Origin of the sequence: Mesobacillus foraminis, assembly GCF_004340465.1 — a bacterium.
GTDB lineage: Bacteria > Bacillota > Bacilli > Bacillales > Cytobacillaceae > Mesobacillus_B > Mesobacillus_B foraminis.
Window position 1 is genome coordinate 25,684 of sequence record NZ_SLVV01000018.1, and the last position, 19,225, is coordinate 44,908.

Below are 19,225 nucleotides of genomic sequence, written 5' to 3' on the forward strand. Positions count from 1 at the left end.
ACTTAAAAATATAAAAAAATATCAGAAAATATAAAAAAAGAATTGCATTTTTAAATAATATGTTATAAATTTACTTTAAAGGAGGTGAATAACATGAATGAAAAAGTTATCCAATACTGGAGAGATCCAGCTACACGCTCTGCTCTTTCGGCAGCAGAACGCAACCAAATGCCTGTAAATCCAGCAGGAGATGTTCTTGCGGAAATTTCAGATGCGGATCTTGATCAAGTTGTAGGTGCTGCAGATTGTGCGAATGTTTGCACATGGACAAAAGATTGCTCAATTTGTCCATCTTGGTCTTGCTGGAGCTGGTCTTGCTAATAGCATAAGCTGTTCAAATCATGGACAGATGATTTAAACAGCCCGCACTATTGCAACCATACTTACCGCTTAAACTTACAATACCTTTAGGAGAAGATAGCAGCAATGCTATCTTCTTTCCATACTAAGATGATTATATTTATATATATACCCAATATCCACCACTTTATTCCCGATTGTTATTTTAATTACATATAGGAGTGATTTTATGCCTACAGATCAAGCCTTCAAGAAGGCATTTTTCATGGATGAAAGAGTCCAAAAGAAAACAACTGACGAACTGGTGTACGAAAGTCAGCCTGATGACTATTCCAATCTCCGAATCAGCAATTGGATAGACGGAATGGGAAGAAACGAAGACCTTTTTATTAAGAACTTACATTTACATAACATGGAACACAAAGATTTATTGGAAATCATGAAGGATAAAAACTATGGCTTTGACCCCGATGCTGAATGGCTGGGAGTAATACGCGATATAGAAAATTTTGATCATCGCAGACCGAAATTGCCCTCCATTCTCCAAAAGATAATTGCCTTTAATCCAAGAGAACCGATAACTTTTTTTAATTTCTTCCTTCCTTTTTTAAAAATCGGAGTGGAAAGAATTGAAAAAGCGATCTCATTAACTGAAAAAAGACATAGCAGATCTTTAATGGAGGAAAAGGTCCTATTCCAACTTGTACGTAATTTGGCTGAAACTTTAAGCAAAGTGAGTTTCCGGACGCTGACTTTGGAGCTGAATATAGCAAGATTGAGTGAAGTTTTAGTCGGGGAAACACCTCAGGAGCGCTACAAATATTTCTCCGATACCCTCTTAACTGATAAAAACTACATAGCGGAAATCTACAGGCAATACCCTGTATTAATGAGGATCCTCTCAGGGAAAACGATTAAATGGGCTGATAATTTTGCGGAAATTTACGATCATCTCTTGTGTGACAAGAGTGCAATTGAACAACGTTTCTTTAATGGTACTCCATTCTCTGCCTTGGAGGACATAACAATGGGTATCTCCGACTCACACAATGGCGGCAAAGGAGTGGCCATTTTAAAGCTAAGCAATGGAAGAAACCTTGTGTATAAACCAAGGTCTTTGGAAATTGATGATCACTTTCAGGGTCTTCTGCACTGGTTCAACGCACTAAAAGAGGATAAGCTGGAGCTTCGGCCGATTAGCCTATTGAATAGAGGCACCTATGGATGGAGTGAGTTCGTCGAACATAAAGAATGCTCAACAGAACAGGAAGTAAAAGACTTTTATCATAGAATGGGTTACTATCTGGCCCTCTTATATTCGATCAATGCGATTGACTTTCACAATGAAAATCTGATTGCATGCGGCGAACATCCTGTCCTGATCGATCTTGAGACCCTTTTTAATCAAGATGCCGTCCAGTCAACGGACTCCGCCACTGCCCAGGAAATAGCCCTTAAAACTTTAAGCCAGTCTGTATTGGCGACTAATATCCTCCCTGTTTTCACTCTATACAATAAAGCCGAAGGGCGCGGCCTCAACATAAGCGGGATGGCGAATGGCGAAGAACAGCTTTACCCTTCCAAAGTACCCGTTATTCAGTCAAACCACACAGATGAACAGAAAGTAGAGCGAGGATATGTTACGATTCCTCCCAGCTCAAATTACCCAACCTTAAATGGCGAAAAGGTAAATGTCACTCTGTATATAGATGAAATGATGGCTGGGTTCAAAGAGGCTTACGGCCTTCTGGCCAGCAACAAGGATGGCCTTAAAAACGAGGTCAAGCGATTTGAGAATACAAGAGTCAGGCAGATATTGCGGGCCACTAGCAGATACGGCAATCTTCTCGCCATCAGTTACCACCCTGACTATTTGCGGGATGGGCTTGACCGGGAGATGCTGTTAGGAAAATTATGGTTAGACACAGATATGCAGCCAGAATTAAAACAGGTCCTTCTCGCAGAGAAAGAGGACCTGTTGGAAGGAGACATACCGTACTTCACGACAGAACCAGGACAGCCGCATATTTACGACAGTCAGGGACGTTGCTACGAAAATTACTATGAAGGGAGCAGTCTGTCCAAGACCCTGGAGAAAATCGATGGACTCGGCCCAAAAGATTATGAGGAACAGCTTCAAATCATCAAGCTTTCCATGCTGGCGCTGGGAACAACACCATCAGATAAAACTTCCGGTTACATTCCTGCTCTTCCGGAACATCAAATCAAGCGAGAGCCTTTCTTGGAGGAAGCAAAAACAATAGCAGACTACCTAATTGATAGGTCCATACAGGGAACAAATAATGGACAGAAAGATGTTTCGTGGATTGGCACCCGCCTTACCGACAATGCTGAGAGCCTCTGGAGAATAGCCCCACTCGGGAATGATTTATATGACGGGATAAGCGGCATCGCCTTGTTTTTTGGTTATTTGTACAAATATACCAAAGAACCGAAGTATAGGGATCAGGTCCAAAAATGCCTGCCTCCTGTAAAGGATTCCCTCAGGGACATGTTGACTTATCCTCAATATGCCGCGTTAGGTGCTTTTACTGGGGTATTGTCAAATATTTATATGATTAATCACCTGTCGGTGATATTAGATGAACCATCCTTAATGGAAGAAATTAAAGAAGTGATGCCCAAGCTCCTCGAATCCATTCCTTATACACAGGAAGTGGACATTATAGATGGGTCCGCCGGATCACTTATTGTCTGTCTGGACCTTTACAACCAGACAAACGAGGAAATCTTTTTGGACGCCGCCAGAAAATTCGGAGAACAGATCCTTCAAAAAGCCATACATCAGACTAAAGGTATCGGTTGGAAAATCTCCGTATCAGAAGATGCGTTGCCAGGTTTTTCTCACGGAACCTCCGGGATTGTTTGGGCCTTATACGAACTTTTTCAATTGACTGGCGATGATAGGTTCTACGATGCTCTCAGCCAAGGTTTAGTGTATGAACGAAGTCTCTACATGGAAGAAAAAAAGAATTGGGCCCTCCCTGCTGCGATGGAACTGCCCCAGCTGCCATGCGCTTGGTGCCATGGGGCCGCGGGTGTAGTTTTGTCTCGGTTGCTCATGAAAAAGGCCGGTTACTCCGACGCTCTGATTGATGATGAAATAAAAGCAGGTCTGGAAACCATTATCAAAGAAGGTTTTGGGAGAGACCATTCTCTTTGTCATGGCGATGTAGGTAACCTGGATGTACTGTTGCTAGCAAGCCAAGTGCTGGGAGATGAACTCTGGGAACAGTATGGCTATGCAGTTGGAGAGAAAGTATTAAAGGAAATCCAGGAAAATGGCTGGAAGAGCGGCCTTCCTCAGCACCTTGAAACATACGGCGCGATGGTTGGTATCGCTGGAATCGGCTTGGGACTGCTTAAGCTCTATGATCAAGACGGGGTGCCGTCATTAACCCGCTTAGAATCATTGACAAGTTTAAAATAAGTTATCAATTTTAACTCGCCTGTACTTCGGTTTTCCAGAGTATAGACGAGTTATAGGAGGTTAGGTTATGCCATCCAGACAGAAGCAGAAAAGGAAAAGCCGATGGACAAGTGTTCCGGTTGTCAGGCAAATGAGTCAGAACGAATGTGGACCAGCCTGTCTTTCGATGGTTTTTGCTTTCCACGAACACAAAGCCCCCCTCTATATGCTTAGCGAGGAATGTCAGGCATATAGAAACGGAGTCAGTGCATTAACTCTTAAGAAGGTCTCGGAAGATCATGGATTTAAATGCCGCGCGTTTAAGTTAGAGAAATTGGATCAACTCCATCAAATTAGCTTGCCCGCTATCCTGCACTGGGACCACAGCCATTACGTAGTGTTGGATAAAATAGGATCTACTTCAGCAACCATCGTCGACCCAGCACAAGGCAAAAGGAAAATAAGCCTATCGGAACTCGAAGATCATTTCAGCGGCATTGCGCTTACGTTTGAAAGTACAGCGCAAGTAAATAAAGGATCCGGCAGCTGGGGCAGTAAAAGTAAGCTTCTGTATTACGCTCTAATCAAACCGAAATACAGTATTTTAATGATTGTATTTTCGGTGCTCGTTCAGGCTCTCAGCCTGATAGTTCCCTTTGTAATCGGCTATATTGTAGACAGGCATATGGACCTTCAAGAATCTCAGTTCAGTAACTTTTTTTTAATTATTGGGGCGATTTTTGTTACAAGCCTTCTTTTTTCATTTATAAGAAGCATTCTCTTTGTACAGCTTCAGAAACATATCAGTACTGAGCTTTCTGTCGATTATCTAAGACACCTATTAAAGCTTCCCCTTACTTTTTTTGAACAGCGGAATACAGGAGACCTTGCAACAAGACTTAATAATATCTCCATGATACGGGAAATCCTGTCTACAAGCGGAATTGCTGTAATTCTAGATCTAACTATGATTCTCGTATGTCTGGTCACCATGTTTACACAATCTGTATTTTTAAGTGGCATTACCTTAATCATTGCGGTTACTGAAATCTTTTTGATGCTCCTCTTTTTGGATTCAATCAGAAGCTACTCACAGCAGGAATTGGCGGTCCAAGGGACCTCCCAAAGCTATTTGATGGAAGGGCTGCGGAGCATTCAGCTCGTAAAATCCACTCGCAGGGAAGACAAAATACTAAATGGCTGGACAGGTATATTTTCGGAGCAAATGAGGTATTTCTCGCTTAGATTTTATCGGAGCGGACTTTTAAATAGCATTGTGAGCAGTATTGGCTTGGTCGCTCCGCTGCTTCTCCTGATGCTGGGAATGAGGGAAATCTCTAACGGAGTTATGACAATCGGGGCCCTGATAGCCTTTAATTCTGTAGCTCTCTCATTTTTAATGCCGATAAACTCTGTTATTACGTACTTTCAGTCCTTCCAAATTTTATTTAGTGCATTCGACCGGGTCTTTGACGTGCTCTCTGCTAAAACGGAACAAAATCCGCAACTTGGAGAAAAAACAAAAGTTGACCTTAAAACCACACCGATTCTTTTTGAAAACGTCACTTTTAGCTACAAAGGAGAATCCCCCGTTTTACAAGACATTTCATTGAGTGTACAACCAGGACAGAAAATAGGGATTGTAGGACCAACAGGGAGCGGGAAAAGTTCCTTGATTAAATTAGTACTGGGGCTCTATACCCCATCTGACGGATCGATTTATTACGGGACAGAAAGCATGGACCAGGTTGATTACGAAGATTTAAGAACCCAGATTGGTATAGTTCTTCAGGACACATTTTTGTTTAATGACACCATCTATAAAAATATATCCTTCTTTGATGACTTGCCTGCTACCCAACTTGAGCAAGCAGCTCAAATGGCCACACTTCACGAAGATATCCTATCAATGCCGTTAAAATATAACACAGTGATCGGGGAAAACGGACAAAACTTGTCAGGAGGACAAAGACAACGGCTAGCGATTGCAAGGGCACTAGCTACCAACCCTTCCCTCTTGATATTAGATGAAGCTACCAGTCAGATGGACTCTCTCACCGAAAAGAGACTGAATGACACATTCAGGAAAAACGGCATAACCCAACTTGTGATCGCTCACCGTCTGGCTGCTGTTACCGATGCTGATGCCATTGTTGTCATTGATAAGGGGAAGGTTCAGGCAATTGGCACACACGAAGTACTGATTGATGAATGTGAACTCTACCGATCTCTTTGGTCTCAACAGGCAAAAATGGTGGCTTATAGTTAAAAATAATGGACCCGGCACTGTTGCCCGGTCCATTATTATGGTCTTAAATTCAACATACAAAATTAATTGTCTAGTCTTAAAGACTCTTAAATCTATCACATCAATTTAACACTGACAAGTTCTCTTAGGAGCTTCTCGGCACCTCTGGGGCTTAATACAATCCTTCCGTTTCCATACCTTCGGTTCTCGTTGGATATTTCTCCGGTAATCGCACAGGTCTTTAGATTTTCATATTTCTGGAGGATGATGCGATTCTCCTCCACAAATATCTCCATAGGGTCCCTTTCCCTTAACTCAAATGTCTTGCGTATCTCTTTAGGGATTACTACTCTCCCTAGCTCGTCTAATCGCCGAACCATGCCGGTACTCTTCATGAACTTCACCCCATTATTATTTATTAGAATGTATTTCAGCCGGTAAACCCCGTTTATACAGTAGTAAACATGGATAAGTGAGTTTCTATACAAAGATTGAAGACAATGGACCAAATAAGAAAAGTATCCCTAATACAACAACTACTACAGCTACAATTGAAAGAATGGTTCCTTTTTTCATTATAATACCTCCTGATTTTTGGTTGATTTTATTTTATTTCAGTACGCATGAAGTGCCAGATCCCCATGAAGCTGAATAAGAGGAATCCTGCCAAAACCGCTATGTAGAGGTCCTGAATTGATTGTGTGAAGCCAACTTGGTTTTCTGGTGTCATAGCGTAGACGGGCTGTGACCAAGGGTAATATTTTCCGTATTTTGAACTGGAAACAAAGATGTTTGGAATGATGAAGGCAAAATTCAAGGCCACCGGAAGCGCAAAATTTTTCGATTGAGTCGCCAGCCAGGTCTGAAGGGCTATCAAGGGTAGAATGGCCAACCAGCCTCTTAGAAACAGCCCTAGAAATTCAAGAAACGGAAACTCACCTGTCACACCCATGATTTTTCCTATAACAAGAAAATATAAGAACAACACGATATTGGTGATTCCAACCAGTAGCCATCCCCATATCAGCTTTGAGAGATAAAAGTCTGTTTTCGGAATGGGATAGGATAATAACTGTTTCCAGCCTCCATTCGCATGCTCAAACCGGCAAAGTATTGCCAGATACACACTTGAAAGCAGTGGGCAGAGAACCATCCCGTACAGAAACTCCACTTGGGTCCAAGCCCCCATCCACCCCACCATTCCATTTTCCTCAAATACATGAATATTGGTAGCATAATTGACGACTCCCATTACGGTAAAAAACAGAGGGACTATCAGGATGATCAGCCAAATTGTAATAAAGTTCTTGAGCTTTAACCAATCGGTCCATAATACATCTTTAAACATATTCCTCCTCCTAATCTACTTCCCTACTGGCAAAATGTATGGATCCAACGATATTGAGAAGCAAGCCAATGCCGATGCTGAACCATACCCACTCCCAATTGAAGTGGGGAGCATTCACTATACTGGAAAAATCAGTAATGATATTTTCATTTGAAAGTGTAATTTGATAAGGCAGCACCCATGGAAGGTACTGGGTAACCCCTGGAAGCTGGATCAAAAATAAACCGAGCGCTATTCCCACCCCCCCCATAATCAAAGGAATTGCCTGGCTATTCAAAACCATGGACATCCATAGCTGAATTCCAATTAATGCAAAAGAAGTGAAATAGGGAAACAATGTAAAGTAAAAGAGACGGGAGGGATTCAATGTATCACTTCCTCCAAACAAATAGCCGGAAATCCACAATCCCGTCATGAGGATTATGCCGGAAAGAAGCACACCCATGGATACCCACAAATAGCGTGTCCAATAATAACTCAGCTTGGATATTGGCATAGAGAAGATCAGCTTCCAAGACCTCGCCTGGTGCTCAAGATTGGCTATATATGAACAAAGAATAGCGGCGGACAGATGAATAATGAAAAAGTTGCTGTAGTAGGTAATCATCCACATGGTACCCCAGATGTTATAACTTCTCCCTTCTGAAACCTCCTGCCGAATATCCCCTGCATTCAGCAGTAAGAGCAAAAGTGTACCGCCTATCAATACGGCCGGAAACAGCAGGACGATTCCCCAAAACCAAGATCGTTTCATTTTGACAAAATCAGATGAAAGTATCGGCCTCATTATAGACTCTGTCCCCTCCCGGTGAAGTCCAAGAAAATATCTTCAAGTGACTTCTTTATTCCTTCCAGGCGGGAGACCGTAAAACCTGCCTCAACCAACGCCTTGTTGGCTTGCCCTGCTACGGACTGGGAAGACTCAATTATATAAAGCGCACCTTCATTTTGGTTAAAATCTGCATTAATGCCCATTTTTTTAAGAGAAACAGTTGCTTCAACTGGATTATCGACAGTAATTTTAATCTTAGGTTCGCTTTCTTTTCGGAGAACCTCAATAGAATCCTGAAAAAGCATCTTTCCATTTTGAATAATGCCCACTTGAGTGGCCATAAGTTCAATTTCGCTGAGCAAGTGACTCGAAACCAGAACTGTCATTTCATACCTTGAAGGCATTTCTTTAATTAACTCACGTATTTCGTGAATCCCTGCAGGGTCAAGGCCGTTGGTAGGTTCATCTAGAATTAAGAGCTGAGGGTTATTCAGCAAAGCGGTGGCAATCCCCAGCCTCTGCTTCATGCCCAGGGAGTAGTTCTTTACCTTCTTATCCTTAGCGCTCTCCAGTCGGACAATTTTAAGAACCTCTCCTACTCTATCTACATCTTCTATCCTGAGCAGGCGCCTAGCCGCTTCAAGATTTTCATAGCCGCTTAGGTGGCCGTAATAAGTAGGCGTTTCTACAAGCGAGCCGATTTTACCTAAAATCGAGAGGCGCTCCTTCTTTAAATTCTGGCCAAATATTTCTACTTCCCCCGACGATGGGCGTATTAGGCCAAGCAGCATGCGGATCGTCGTTGTTTTCCCTGCACCGTTTGGTCCTAAAAAACCATAAATCTCTCCTTGATCGACTCTCAAGTTTAATGAATCTACAACTTTATTATTCTTGTAGGATTTGGTTAAATCATGTGTATTAATAATGATTGAGCTCATTTCGCATCTCCTGTCACTATTTTGAAATATAATTATTGACGGCTAAGGAGTGACAATTGCACCACCCAAAGAGGAAAGACAAGCCGTAATATCCTGTATTGCTCTTTCAATCTTTTTGATGGAATGTACATCAATGGAGAGCTGGTCTTTTTTACTGTTTATACATTCCATAATTTCCTTTCTTTCTTTTGCGTCAAAATAGGTCTTTAATAACCCCGACTCTTTAAGGAGGTATGAGAGCGCTACGGTTTGCTCATTTGGATTTCCATGGGTGATTAACTGAGAATGAAGTAACTCAACAATCTGTTCTTTTGATTGATTCGTCTCGGTGATTTTTCGTAGTGGAAGAAAAGGGAGTTTAAACCCGATTAAAATAGCCCCCTTTTTTTGTAGTTCTTGAAGAATTGAAAAATGTATTTTTCCTCTAAGCCGGTTTCTGAAATGAAAATACTTGATCCACCCTTTTAATTTTTTCGATCTAAATGATTTGTTGAGGATTGAGATAACTTTATCCAAATAATGAATACCAGTCTCTTGTGAATCGAGGACCTTAACCTTTCCTTTTTCATCCAACATTATTTTCTTTTTTAATAGTAGGTCAATAAAGATTGCACCAATGCTGTAGGTTTCAACATATGAACGATACTTCAGACGAAGCTGATTTGCCCCGAGTAGGACCATTTCTTCTGACAAAGGTAACCGTTTTTCCAATAAACTCACTCCTCTGCATTCAAATGATGTTTAAAAAACTGAATCCGTACACCGAACCGACTGTGAAAACGGCTGTCCACACCGCTAGGCTCACTGTCATCCAGCTAATGACATGGATACGGGATGAACCAAAGCTCAATGCCAAAACGGCAGCAATATCAGTACCAACAAGAAGAGGGGCAAGGAGGGCTAGACCGGGTATCCCGTATTTTTCCCAAATTTCTTTTGATTTTTTTTCTTTTTTGGAAGGCTCAGTTAACCCTTTCTCCTTTCTCCTTTTCTCTCGCCATGTGTAAAATTGCTTAAAGAAAAATCCTAGCAATAAAACTAAAAGTAAGTTTCCAGTAAAAGCGGTAATTGCAACGCCCATTGGCGGGAGACCCCACGCAACACCTATAGGAACTACGATGGATACGTCCATCCAGGGAGCAAATGCAATGATAAAAATTACAATGAATTGCCATAGATCCGATTGATTTTGTGCCCATTCCAGCACATCTACACCTCCATTAATATTTATTTAACTTTCGTATTGTCTGCCAATATACCAGGTACTGGCCAACTCCCAAGACGCCAATGACAATAAAGGGTGTAAGGACGAATCCAGAGAACAGAAAACAAGCACCTGCTGCAATTGGTAGCCCGACTGAAAAGAAAATATAAACATTACGGCAAGCTTTAAAAGTGATCCACTGCTGTCCTTCATCAGTATCAAGAAATTCTGAAGGAACTAGACCTGCTGATCGAAGCCTGTTTTCAGGATTCTTTTTATTAAATCTTTTCACCAGTACATACCATGTAAAAGTCAAAGCAGCTAGTAACAAAAGGAAAGTCCTGGCCAGTATCTGTTTTTCATCCTGGGGATCATACAGGGAAAAAGCGAAAAAAGAAACTAGCAAAATAAAAAGTAACATTGGAACTATAGGCGATCTGATTAGTTTTTCAAGCACTTTGCTCATCCTTTCTCTTCGAGGTAAAAGACTTCTTCCACAGTGACACTAAACGCATCGGCTATCTTTAAAGCTAGTGTCACGGACGGCGCATAGTCACCTTTTTCAATCAATCCAATCGTTTGTCTGGTGGCTCCGATCTTCTTAGCCAAATCTTGCTGGGACAACTTATGACGCGCCCGCATTTCTCTGACTCTGTTTTTTAGCATCCCATTATTCCTTTCCAATAATTAACTAAATATATAATAAATCACATTTTATATTTTTGTCAACAATCATTTGCATTTTGACAAAAATAATTGCCGAAATTCCTAAAAAAATATTAAATTCAAACTAAAAATCTGCTTTTTATTTATTTTTATAAAGAAAATTAAATATTATTGGCATTATTTCACTTTACATACATATATTAAAAGCTTATTATTAACATATACATATTTATTATAAAAAGTTAAATAAAGGTAATTTAGTTGTGATTCTTTTCAGGCTATATCTTTCTAAACTTTTAATGGGGGTGCAAGGATGAGTAATGCGTTATTGAAAGAAAAGAAAGATCTGGAGGTATTTGGATACAAAAAATTCCAGCTTACAGATTTACCAGTTAAGAATTTTAATTTAGACCTATTAAAGTTAACTGAGGAATTTGACCGATTGCCCATCGATACATATTCATTAGGGAGCCACCGTTACCGAAGATATTCACGTGCAATTATTAATCCTTGGGACAATCATTTTGAATGGCTTCCAAACCATTATGATGAAAATGGACAAGCGCAATCATTATATTTTCAAGGAAGCTTTAACTCAGAATACCTTAAGGAATACCGAGCATTCCCATCACTGAGCGAGGAAATTAAAGATAATGAGTTGCTAAAAGAAATTATAAAATATGATTATAACGAGACCTTTTGGAAGACCCACGACACCCTGCTCCCAATACACGTTGGTGTACATTTTGTAAAGTATATGGTTAAAGAAGATCATCAGGAATCTGTAGCTTCTCCTAATAACATGCATCAAGACGGAGAACCTTTTACATTTGTCCATTTGGTTACTTATGAAAACGTGGTCGGCGGAACCAGTACAGTCGCTACCACAAGCTGTGCAGGTTTAAAAAGAGAAGAAGTTGATGAAAACTTGATTCTTGATGAATTTGATCTGAAAGACCCTCTCGACTCTTATGGTGTGTGTGATCAAAAGGTCAGTCATTATGTTAAGGGTGTTAAGAAAGGGAAAGAGTCACGGCCAGCAGAAAGAGGTGTCCTCCTTATAGACTTTACACCTACTGTTATTGCTATTACTTGAGCACTGATAACAATAAGACTTTTTTTTTGTACCAAGACCTTCGAATAATATTGCCATTTTTAAAAAAATTTATTGGAAAGTGGATGTACCTTTTATACAGTTTAATTTACTACTCTCCTACTATGTTAGGCTTTTAGGGTTAAAATGCATATAAGGTAAGTTTAAAATTTGTTTAAAAAAGAGCGTGTAATAATTTAATTAAGTGTGTTAAGCGGCTTATTAAAAAAGGTAATAGAGGAAAATATTAGTTTATTTTAAAGGGAATTGCAGGTATCACCAAGATCTCTTTTCCACCTCTATTAATTAAAGGCCTTTATTCCACTTTTCTTGTATTTGTTACCTTAGCACAAGTTTGGTTAAAGCCCCTGGCAGCATCAATTATTTATGTACTTTATCTCCACTTTTCTCTGGTCCTCGGATATCGAACTAGAAATCAGTTATCAATAATACCCAATTATCCATAATTAGTTTAATATCCCAGTAAATTGTTAATAATAATAGCATATTCCCCTACATTATCCATTGCGAACTTCCGCAGTGGGTTTCTTTTTTCTCATTTGATATCCCATCCTAATCAGGAGAATTTTATCTTAATCGAATCAATCTGGGTTGAAAAACAATAAGAACATTTATATTTATATAGTTAAAATGATTTATATTAATATAAACATTAATAATAATAATATTATAAATGTTAATTTAAAACATACATAAAAAAAATAAACGGACAACCAACCAATCACAAAAGACTCTCATTTCTTTTAAGTAAATCCCTGCCTTTCTTTTACTCCCAAAATTTTAAACGTGACGTAATAAGGGACATCCTCGATACCTTTTCAAATGACATTCTTTTTTAGTGTTTAAAAGTCTGATGGTAAAGAAATGAAATTAAGCTTTCCAAGAGTTTTGATATACAACTACTAAAATAGACAACAGGTTTTATTACGCTTATTGGCCACTTTGGCAGCAAACCTTCCTTTTCACATGATCAACCCTTTTGTTCCTATGAGAAATAGTTGTAAACCAATGCAAAAAAATTACAAAAAATGTCTTTTCTAATTCGCTCTCTGGCGAAATTAGACGGACAACCATACACAAAAGAATATTTCATTTCGTCTGAGAACGAATCTCCGACATCCTAAAAATTTACAGAGAACATCTAAAAATTCAGGCCAATAATAGAGACAGAACAAATATTCTATGTTAAACTCATAGTAAAGATAAGGAGGCGTTATCTTTACTATACATAATGTAATTATGGTTAACTAACTCATAGGAGGTCAAAAGTGAACGACTTGACACTTCTCTCCCATATGGATGATAAACAGTACTTGGCAAACTTGGCCGATCAATTATATACCCGCAACCTACTGGATGAAAATCGGAACCTAACGCTTGCGGAAAGTTCGGAACAGGATTTTCTCGAATTGTTCTTTCTGGAGAAAATTTTCCATCCGGATAAACAGCTTTCCCCCCATACAGTAAGGGCGTACCGTTCGGATGCGAAAACCCTCCTTCACTTTTTGGCGGACCACTCTCTCTCATTCAAGGATATCGGGTTTCCGGAAGTGAAAGCCTACAACAGATACATCAAGGAAAAGTATGCAGTGAAGTCGGCCAAACGGAAATTGGAGTTTTTCCGCAGGTTATTGGATTTTGGATATGAGACACAATTTTATAAAGCCCACCTCTCCACCTGGATCACAAAACCGGTATATAAAAAAGGACACCATATAATAGAAGAAACTCGGAACGAAAAAACCCAGACCAGGGTGCAGGTCCGGGAATTATCACAGAAGGATGCAGAATATCTAATTTCCTTCTTCCCCAAAATTGTAAAGGCTACAAGGAATCGGGAACAGCTGGAGAAGAGGAACCTTCTGATTGGCTATTTACTTTATACAACAGGACTTCGTGCCAGTGAGCTGTTAAGTTTGAATTGGGGAAGCTTCCGTTATAACCGGAAAGGGCATCTTTATGCTGATGTGATTGGAAAGGGAAACAAGCCTAGAACAATACCGATAAGAGAAGAAACAATGGAAATGCTTTTTAACTACAGAAAAAGCATTGGGGAATCGACTGAGGTAAATATTGAAGATACAAATCCAGTTTTTTTTCCAATGTATAATAAAAATCTTCCTATTACAAATAAAAAAAGGTTAACATACCCAGCCCTTTATAAAATCGTTAAGGAAGCAGTACACTTGGCAGGAAGAAATACAAAAATAACACCTCACTGGTTCCGCCATTCATTCGTGACCCTTCTGTTGGAAAATGATGTTCCATTAGCCATAGTGAAAGACTGGGCTGGTCATTCTGATATTTCCACCACGAATATATACCTGGAACGCATCAATCAGGATGATTCACATGTTCATCTGAACAAGGTCAACTTATTTAGATAGACATTAATATAAGGTCAAAAAGCCGCACACTTTTGATTAACTGTGCGGCAATTTTATGCAAAACGATATACCTTAAACTTCTTGGAATTAAGAATCATAATTCTCTTGTCACATCAGAATCATAGCTGTTTAGATCCATTCCAACAAGATTTTTCCAAGGTACGATACCTACTTGTAGTTAATTTCTTATATGTCTGCCTTTATAAAAAAAGGAGCAAAAAGCTCCTACCAATTAAAAAATATTTTTTCTCTTTTCTTTTATTTCTTGCTTTTTCATATATTAAAAATCAGGATGTCCAATAAATTGTTGTCTTTCTTCGTCCGTCAATTCAGCAGGTCTTTTCCCAACCTTTTTACAGTAAGCAAATAATTCCCTCATTTTGACTGTCGGTTCATTCTTTTCGCAAGGGGCAACGTAAACACCATCTGGGAATCCTTTATCAAAGTTCTTTCTACCCTCTGCCCACATATCTCTTAGCATATCATCACTCACCTTTTTAACATTATACCCTGTTTTTGTAGGTGTAATAATGTCGTGCCTCAACTCGCGAGCTAATCTAGCCAATTTATGACACCTACCTCAAAATAGTCATTTGCCAGTGCTTGAGCAGGTTCCTCATCAAGAATCATTATGCGTTCACGGGGTCAAACAGCTCGAAGCCAATTTCTTGGTAAAACTTAATGGTGGTCGTTTTGGACTTTAGCTGCACGAACCCATTAAGGCCTTTTAGTATACTGTATTGACATGCAAAGGCAACAAGGTTGGTTCCTACCTCTGTATATTTACAATTTACATTCTTCCCCTTATGTTCCAAACCTTTAATAAAAGATTTATTCCATTCAGCAGATTCAACATCTTTAATGCGAACCCCATAGTAGCCATCATATAAGTCAACTAATGAAATGACGCCTTTAACTTCGTCCGAATACTCTCTCGTTTCTAAGGAAAATACCTTGTAATTCTCTGAGTAGTCTTTTTTAAAATTAAAGACCCACTTAGGTTGTCCATATTTCCCTACTTCTTTTTTACCCAATTGACGGTAGTAGCATCTACCCACTGTTTAGTAGCGACGTTGTATATCATAATACCGTCTCTCTTTCATTATTTATATTCTCTTTTATACCATAATCTAACATCCTATTATTACTGGATTAAGAAACATAATACATAGCTGTATTAAAGTTTGATTAGCTTTTATATCTCGGCCCCTTGTATTAGAAAGATTATTAATAACTTAATGGATAATAATATAGTCTTTAGCTTTAAAGCTCAAAATAATTCCAACCCTAAAAATAAGGAAGAGTTTCTTTACTATATATAATTATATTATGGTTAACTAAGTCACAGGAGGTCGAAAGTGAATTACTTGACACTTCTATCAAATATAAATAATAAACAGTACCTGGAAAATTTAGCCGATCATCTGCATACCCGTAATTTGCTCGATGAAAACCGGAACCTTACCCTTGCGGAAAGTTCCGAACAGGATGTGCTCGAACTGTTCTTCCTGGAGAAAGTCTTCCATCCGGATAAACAGCTTTCACCTCACACAGTCAAGGCCTACCGATCGAATGCCAAGACCCTGCTTCACTTCTTTGCAGATCACTTCCCTTCCTTAAGAGACATCGGGTTTCCCGAAGTGAAAGCCTATAACAGATTCATCAAGGATAAGTATGCGGCGAAGACGGCCATCAGGAAACTGGAATTTTTTAGAAGATTATTAGATTTCGGATATGAGACTCAGTTCTACAAGGCCCACCTCTCCACCTGGATCACAAAACCAGTTGCGAAAAAAGGACACTATTTAATAGAAGAAACTCGGAACGAAAATAGTCAAACTCTAGTACAAGTTAGGGAATTATCCCAGAAGGATGCAGAGTATCTTATCTCTTTTTTTCCTAAAACCGTTAAGGCTGCAAGGAATCGAGAACAACTGGAGAAGAGGAACCTCCTGATCGGTTATATGCTATACCCGATGGGACTTCGTGCTAGTGAGCTGTTAAGTTTAAATTGGGGAAGCTTCCGGTACAATCGGAAAGGACATCTTTATGCGGATGTGATTGGAAAGGGAAATAAACCTAGAACGGGACCCATAAGGGAAGAAACAGAGGAAATTCTTTTTAAAAAATATTGGCGAGTCAGTGGAGATAAATATGGAGAAACTAGTCCAGTATTTTTTGCAATGTATATAAAAACTTACCCATTACAAATAAAAATCGGTTAACGTACCCTGCTCTTTATAAAATCGTGAAGGAAGCGGTACAATTGGCCGGAAGAAATTTAAAAGTTACGCCACACTGGTTCCGACATTCTTTCGTGACCCTTCTTTTGGAAAATGATGTCCCCTTGGCCATCGTGAAAGACTGGGCTGGTCATTCGGATATCTCTACTACTAATATATACTTGGAACGTATAAATCAGGATGATTCCCATGTTCATTTGAATAAGGTCAACTTATTTAGATAGTCATTAATAGATGGACAGAAAGCCGCACAATTTTAAATAACTATGCGGCAATTTTATTATGCAAAAAGTTATCTTAAATTTCTTGAAATTAAGCACCATATAATTAAAGGTTTCTTGTCCCAAATGAATAATTGCCGTTTCCGCTCTATTCCAACAAGGTTTGTCCATAAGTCGGCCATTATAATATTTTATGCACCATGAATAGCCACCATCTCCATACTATTTAGTGATTATTCAATATTTATCTCTTAAAATTGTTTTGTTATAGCAGCCAATTGTTGTTTAAAATCATTGGAAACATCTTTATAATCACTCATATATTACTCCTCAAAATAAAATCTTCATTTACCAAATTATAATACTTAGTTTTTTCATTGAGTAATAAAAAGGAGCCAGCCCCTATAAGCCGACCCAAAAATACTCGTTATAGACCTTTTCAAAGGTTTTCTTCGCTCTCCAATAAAGGGCAGCCCTTAAAATGTTCCAATAGTGAAACTCATATTTCTAACTATGTTTGCCTCATGAGAAAGCATAAAGACAGCTTCATAACAACCATTAAAAAGCTCTTTATTATTATCAGGAAGTCTCCATGCAAATTCACTAAGGTCAGCTCCTTTTGTCTGTTTCAATAGTAATAACCGCTTTTCCAGCCTATTGAAAGTCCGTGTTAAAGACCTCAAGGGAACCCATTTGACACTTAAGGAACAAAAGACAGGGAAAATAAAAACACAAATTATCTCCCCTACATTAAGGAAAGAAATAGACCGATATATTGAAGGGAAACAATACAATGACCTCCTGTTCCCTTCCAAAAAAGGAACCGAGCCGATTACTCGGGTTCAAGCTTATAGGATATTAAATGAAGTTGCTGCTCAATGCGGAGTCGAGGAGATTGGAACCCATACGCGCAACAAAACATTCTCATATCACTTTTACCAAAGGACAAAGGACATTGTTACACTCCAGCATTTGTAGAACCATTCTACTCCGCAGACAACGCTTCGGTATATTGGTATTAATCATGACACAATTGATGAAGCCCTTAAAGACTTAACTTTATGAAAAGGATAGTTATGTTAAAATGGTAAATAATGAAATTATTAAACATAAGGAGAAACTAAATGAGTAAAACTTATCCATCAGACTTCAACGACCCGACAATTTGGGAAAAAGTTCCTATTAAAGATTGGTCACATTTTGAAACTGAATGTGAGAAATTGCAAGCACCCGCTGATAGACAATTTATTTTTAGGGGCCAAAGTTCTAGCGAATATAACCTAACTACATCATTACTAAGGTCTTTTGACTCTAACTCTAATGTAGAACTAGAAGCTTACGAGGATAGTATGATACTTGAATTTGAAAAGTTCTATTATCATCATACTAATATACGGTTCCCAAAGCCCAAAACTAAAATTTTCCCAGATATTCGTGAATATAAACTGAATCTATTATCTGTTATGCAACACTATGGGGCACCAACAAGGCTTCAAGATTGGACCTATTCTCCCTATATTGCTTTGTTCTTTGCAATGGATGGAGCAAACAAGGATACTCCCTTTTGTGTTTATGCATTAGATATCAATTTGATTGAAATGCTATATTATATAAAGTACGAAGAAGCATTTAAAGCTAATTACAGTGACTCACCCTTTAAGGATCTAAAGGATTTTACTTTTGATGATGTGGACGGGCATATTCCTTTTGTTTATCATTGGGAACCATCTCTTGCAAATGAACGTTTAAGAGTTCAACAGGGATTGTTTTTAGTCCCTAGCGTTGCTGGCGTATCAATAACATGGATATTATCTAGGCTCAAAGAAGAACTTCCTCATATATCTACAATAGGTAAGAAATTTATATTTAACCCAGACCAGATGAGCTCATTGTGGAAAAAGATGAATTTTCTAAATTTGACTCATGAATCTATTTATCCCGGCATGGAAGGATTTTGTAAAGCATTAAAAATATCACAATACGATAATCATAGAGTTGAAAAAGTACTTTCAAATAGGCACGACGACCCAGTACTTCAATGGATTCTAGAAAGGCATACAAAATAGATAGTTAATAAGAAGACCAATTCGGCCAGCGATTTGGTCTTTTTAAATTCTATTTTTCAAGTAAAAAAAGAGATCCAAGAAATGAATCTCCACACTTCTATAAAACTTCTTTTAACAATTGCCATTCTTCACTTGAAATGTCGTCGGTATACTCATTCATGCAAATGAACAGCTCATTGTTACTCTTATCCTAATGTGTAAAAATACCCCTCCTTACTTCATAAGTAAAGGGTGAATTCTCCCATCCTTCACCCCTTACTGAAACCATAAATTCTAAATTTCAATACT

At 38.8% G+C, this 19,225-nt stretch carries 20 protein-coding genes; 9 read left to right on the forward strand and 11 right to left on the reverse strand.

Annotated features, from left to right (window positions below; all coding sequences use genetic code 11):
- Positions 1 to 93 precede the first annotated feature (93 nt).
- From EV146_RS24615 to EV146_RS24625, 3 genes are all read left to right on the forward strand, one after another.
- A complete protein-coding gene (locus EV146_RS24615) occupies positions 94 to 321 on the forward strand; it encodes a mersacidin/lichenicidin family type 2 lantibiotic (RefSeq protein ID WP_121614376.1) in 228 nt (75 codons plus the stop codon).
- 208 nt (positions 322 to 529) lie between these two features.
- Complete coding sequence (locus EV146_RS24620; RefSeq protein WP_132011340.1) at positions 530 to 3,751, forward strand: type 2 lanthipeptide synthetase LanM family protein; 3,222 nt, start codon at positions 530 to 532, stop codon at positions 3,749 to 3,751.
- Positions 3,752 to 3,818: 67 nt separating this feature from the next.
- A complete protein-coding gene (locus EV146_RS24625; protein WP_132011341.1) occupies positions 3,819 to 5,999 on the forward strand; it encodes a peptidase domain-containing ABC transporter in 2,181 nt (726 codons plus the stop codon).
- Between the two features lie 95 nt (positions 6,000 to 6,094).
- On the opposite strand, the gene EV146_RS24630 is transcribed toward EV146_RS24625, so the two are convergent.
- The 8 genes from EV146_RS24630 to EV146_RS24665 all read right to left on the reverse strand — a co-directional run bounded on the left by EV146_RS24630 (position 6,095) and on the right by EV146_RS24665 (position 10,906).
- Entirely contained in the window at positions 6,095 to 6,373 is a 279-nt protein-coding gene (locus EV146_RS24630; RefSeq protein ID WP_132011342.1) for an AbrB/MazE/SpoVT family DNA-binding domain-containing protein, read from the reverse strand.
- A gap of 209 nt (positions 6,374 to 6,582) precedes the next feature.
- A complete protein-coding gene (locus tag EV146_RS24635) occupies positions 6,583 to 7,326 on the reverse strand; it encodes an ABC transporter permease (RefSeq protein WP_132011343.1) in 744 nt (247 codons plus the stop codon).
- Positions 7,327 to 7,336: 10 nt separating this feature from the next.
- Positions 7,337 to 8,113: an ABC transporter permease gene (locus EV146_RS24640; RefSeq protein ID WP_132011344.1), complete on the reverse strand. Its 777-nt coding sequence runs from the start codon at positions 8,111 to 8,113 to the stop codon at positions 7,337 to 7,339.
- Entirely contained in the window at positions 8,113 to 9,036 is a 924-nt protein-coding gene (locus EV146_RS24645; RefSeq protein WP_132011345.1) for an ABC transporter ATP-binding protein, read from the reverse strand. Before EV146_RS24645 ends, EV146_RS24640 begins: the two co-directional genes overlap by 1 nt.
- Positions 9,037 to 9,078: 42 nt before the next feature.
- Positions 9,079 to 9,747, reverse strand: a complete 669-nt coding sequence (locus EV146_RS24650; protein ID WP_132011346.1) for a GOLPH3/VPS74 family protein — start codon at positions 9,745 to 9,747, stop codon at positions 9,079 to 9,081.
- 19 nt (positions 9,748 to 9,766) lie between these two features.
- On the reverse strand, positions 9,767 to 10,243 hold the full coding sequence (locus EV146_RS24655; RefSeq protein WP_132011347.1) for a small multi-drug export protein: 477 nt from the start codon (positions 10,241 to 10,243) through the stop codon (positions 9,767 to 9,769).
- 13 nt (positions 10,244 to 10,256) lie between these two features.
- A complete protein-coding gene (locus EV146_RS24660; protein WP_219916469.1) occupies positions 10,257 to 10,706 on the reverse strand; it encodes a hypothetical protein in 450 nt (149 codons plus the stop codon).
- On the reverse strand, positions 10,703 to 10,906 hold the full coding sequence (locus tag EV146_RS24665) for a helix-turn-helix transcriptional regulator (RefSeq protein WP_121614385.1): 204 nt from the start codon (positions 10,904 to 10,906) through the stop codon (positions 10,703 to 10,705). The genes EV146_RS24660 and EV146_RS24665 overlap by 4 nt, the downstream gene beginning before the upstream one ends.
- 313 nt (positions 10,907 to 11,219) lie before the next feature.
- Here EV146_RS24665 and EV146_RS24670 point away from each other — a divergent pair, with 313 nt between their 5' ends.
- Together EV146_RS24670 and EV146_RS24675 are read left to right on the forward strand one after the other, a co-directional pair.
- Positions 11,220 to 12,002 (forward strand): 2OG-Fe dioxygenase family protein, encoded by a 783-nt coding sequence (locus tag EV146_RS24670; protein WP_132011349.1) that lies wholly within the window; start codon positions 11,220 to 11,222, stop codon positions 12,000 to 12,002.
- 1,286 nt (positions 12,003 to 13,288) lie between these two features.
- Positions 13,289 to 14,407, forward strand: a complete 1,119-nt coding sequence (locus tag EV146_RS24675) for a tyrosine-type recombinase/integrase (protein ID WP_132011350.1) — start codon at positions 13,289 to 13,291, stop codon at positions 14,405 to 14,407.
- Positions 14,408 to 14,687: 280 nt separating this feature from the next.
- On the opposite strand, the gene EV146_RS24680 is transcribed toward EV146_RS24675, so the two are convergent.
- Complete coding sequence (locus EV146_RS24680) at positions 14,688 to 14,972, reverse strand: hypothetical protein (protein ID WP_241994047.1); 285 nt, start codon at positions 14,970 to 14,972, stop codon at positions 14,688 to 14,690.
- Positions 14,973 to 15,036: 64 nt separating this feature from the next.
- On the reverse strand, positions 15,037 to 15,465 hold the full coding sequence (locus EV146_RS24685; RefSeq protein ID WP_199232718.1) for a hypothetical protein: 429 nt from the start codon (positions 15,463 to 15,465) through the stop codon (positions 15,037 to 15,039).
- Between the two features lie 300 nt (positions 15,466 to 15,765).
- Between EV146_RS24685 and EV146_RS24690 the strand changes: the two genes are divergently transcribed.
- Positions 15,766 to 16,632, forward strand: a complete 867-nt coding sequence (locus tag EV146_RS24690; RefSeq protein ID WP_132011352.1) for a tyrosine-type recombinase/integrase — start codon at positions 15,766 to 15,768, stop codon at positions 16,630 to 16,632.
- The gene (locus EV146_RS28450) at positions 16,611 to 16,874 is read left to right on the forward strand and encodes a tyrosine-type recombinase/integrase (RefSeq protein WP_373566093.1); all 264 of its coding nucleotides are present in this window, start codon (positions 16,611 to 16,613) and stop codon (positions 16,872 to 16,874) included. The genes EV146_RS24690 and EV146_RS28450 overlap by 22 nt, the downstream gene beginning before the upstream one ends.
- 473 nt (positions 16,875 to 17,347) lie before the next feature.
- Here EV146_RS28450 and EV146_RS27335 read toward each other — a convergent pair whose 3' ends face one another.
- The gene (locus tag EV146_RS27335) at positions 17,348 to 17,503 is read right to left on the reverse strand and encodes a hypothetical protein (protein WP_158287216.1); all 156 of its coding nucleotides are present in this window, start codon (positions 17,501 to 17,503) and stop codon (positions 17,348 to 17,350) included.
- A 25-nt stretch (positions 17,504 to 17,528) separates the two neighbouring features.
- On the opposite strand from EV146_RS27335, the gene EV146_RS24700 reads away from it, so the two are divergent.
- Positions 17,529 to 17,849 carry a tyrosine-type recombinase/integrase gene (locus EV146_RS24700; protein ID WP_132011353.1) on the forward strand — a complete coding sequence of 107 codons (321 nt, stop codon included), beginning with the start codon at positions 17,529 to 17,531 and terminating at the stop codon, positions 17,847 to 17,849.
- A 146-nt stretch (positions 17,850 to 17,995) separates the two neighbouring features.
- Positions 17,996 to 18,937, forward strand: coding sequence for an FRG domain-containing protein (locus tag EV146_RS24705; RefSeq protein WP_132011354.1), 942 nt, complete (start codon positions 17,996 to 17,998; stop codon positions 18,935 to 18,937).
- Positions 18,938 to 19,225 lie beyond the last annotated feature (288 nt).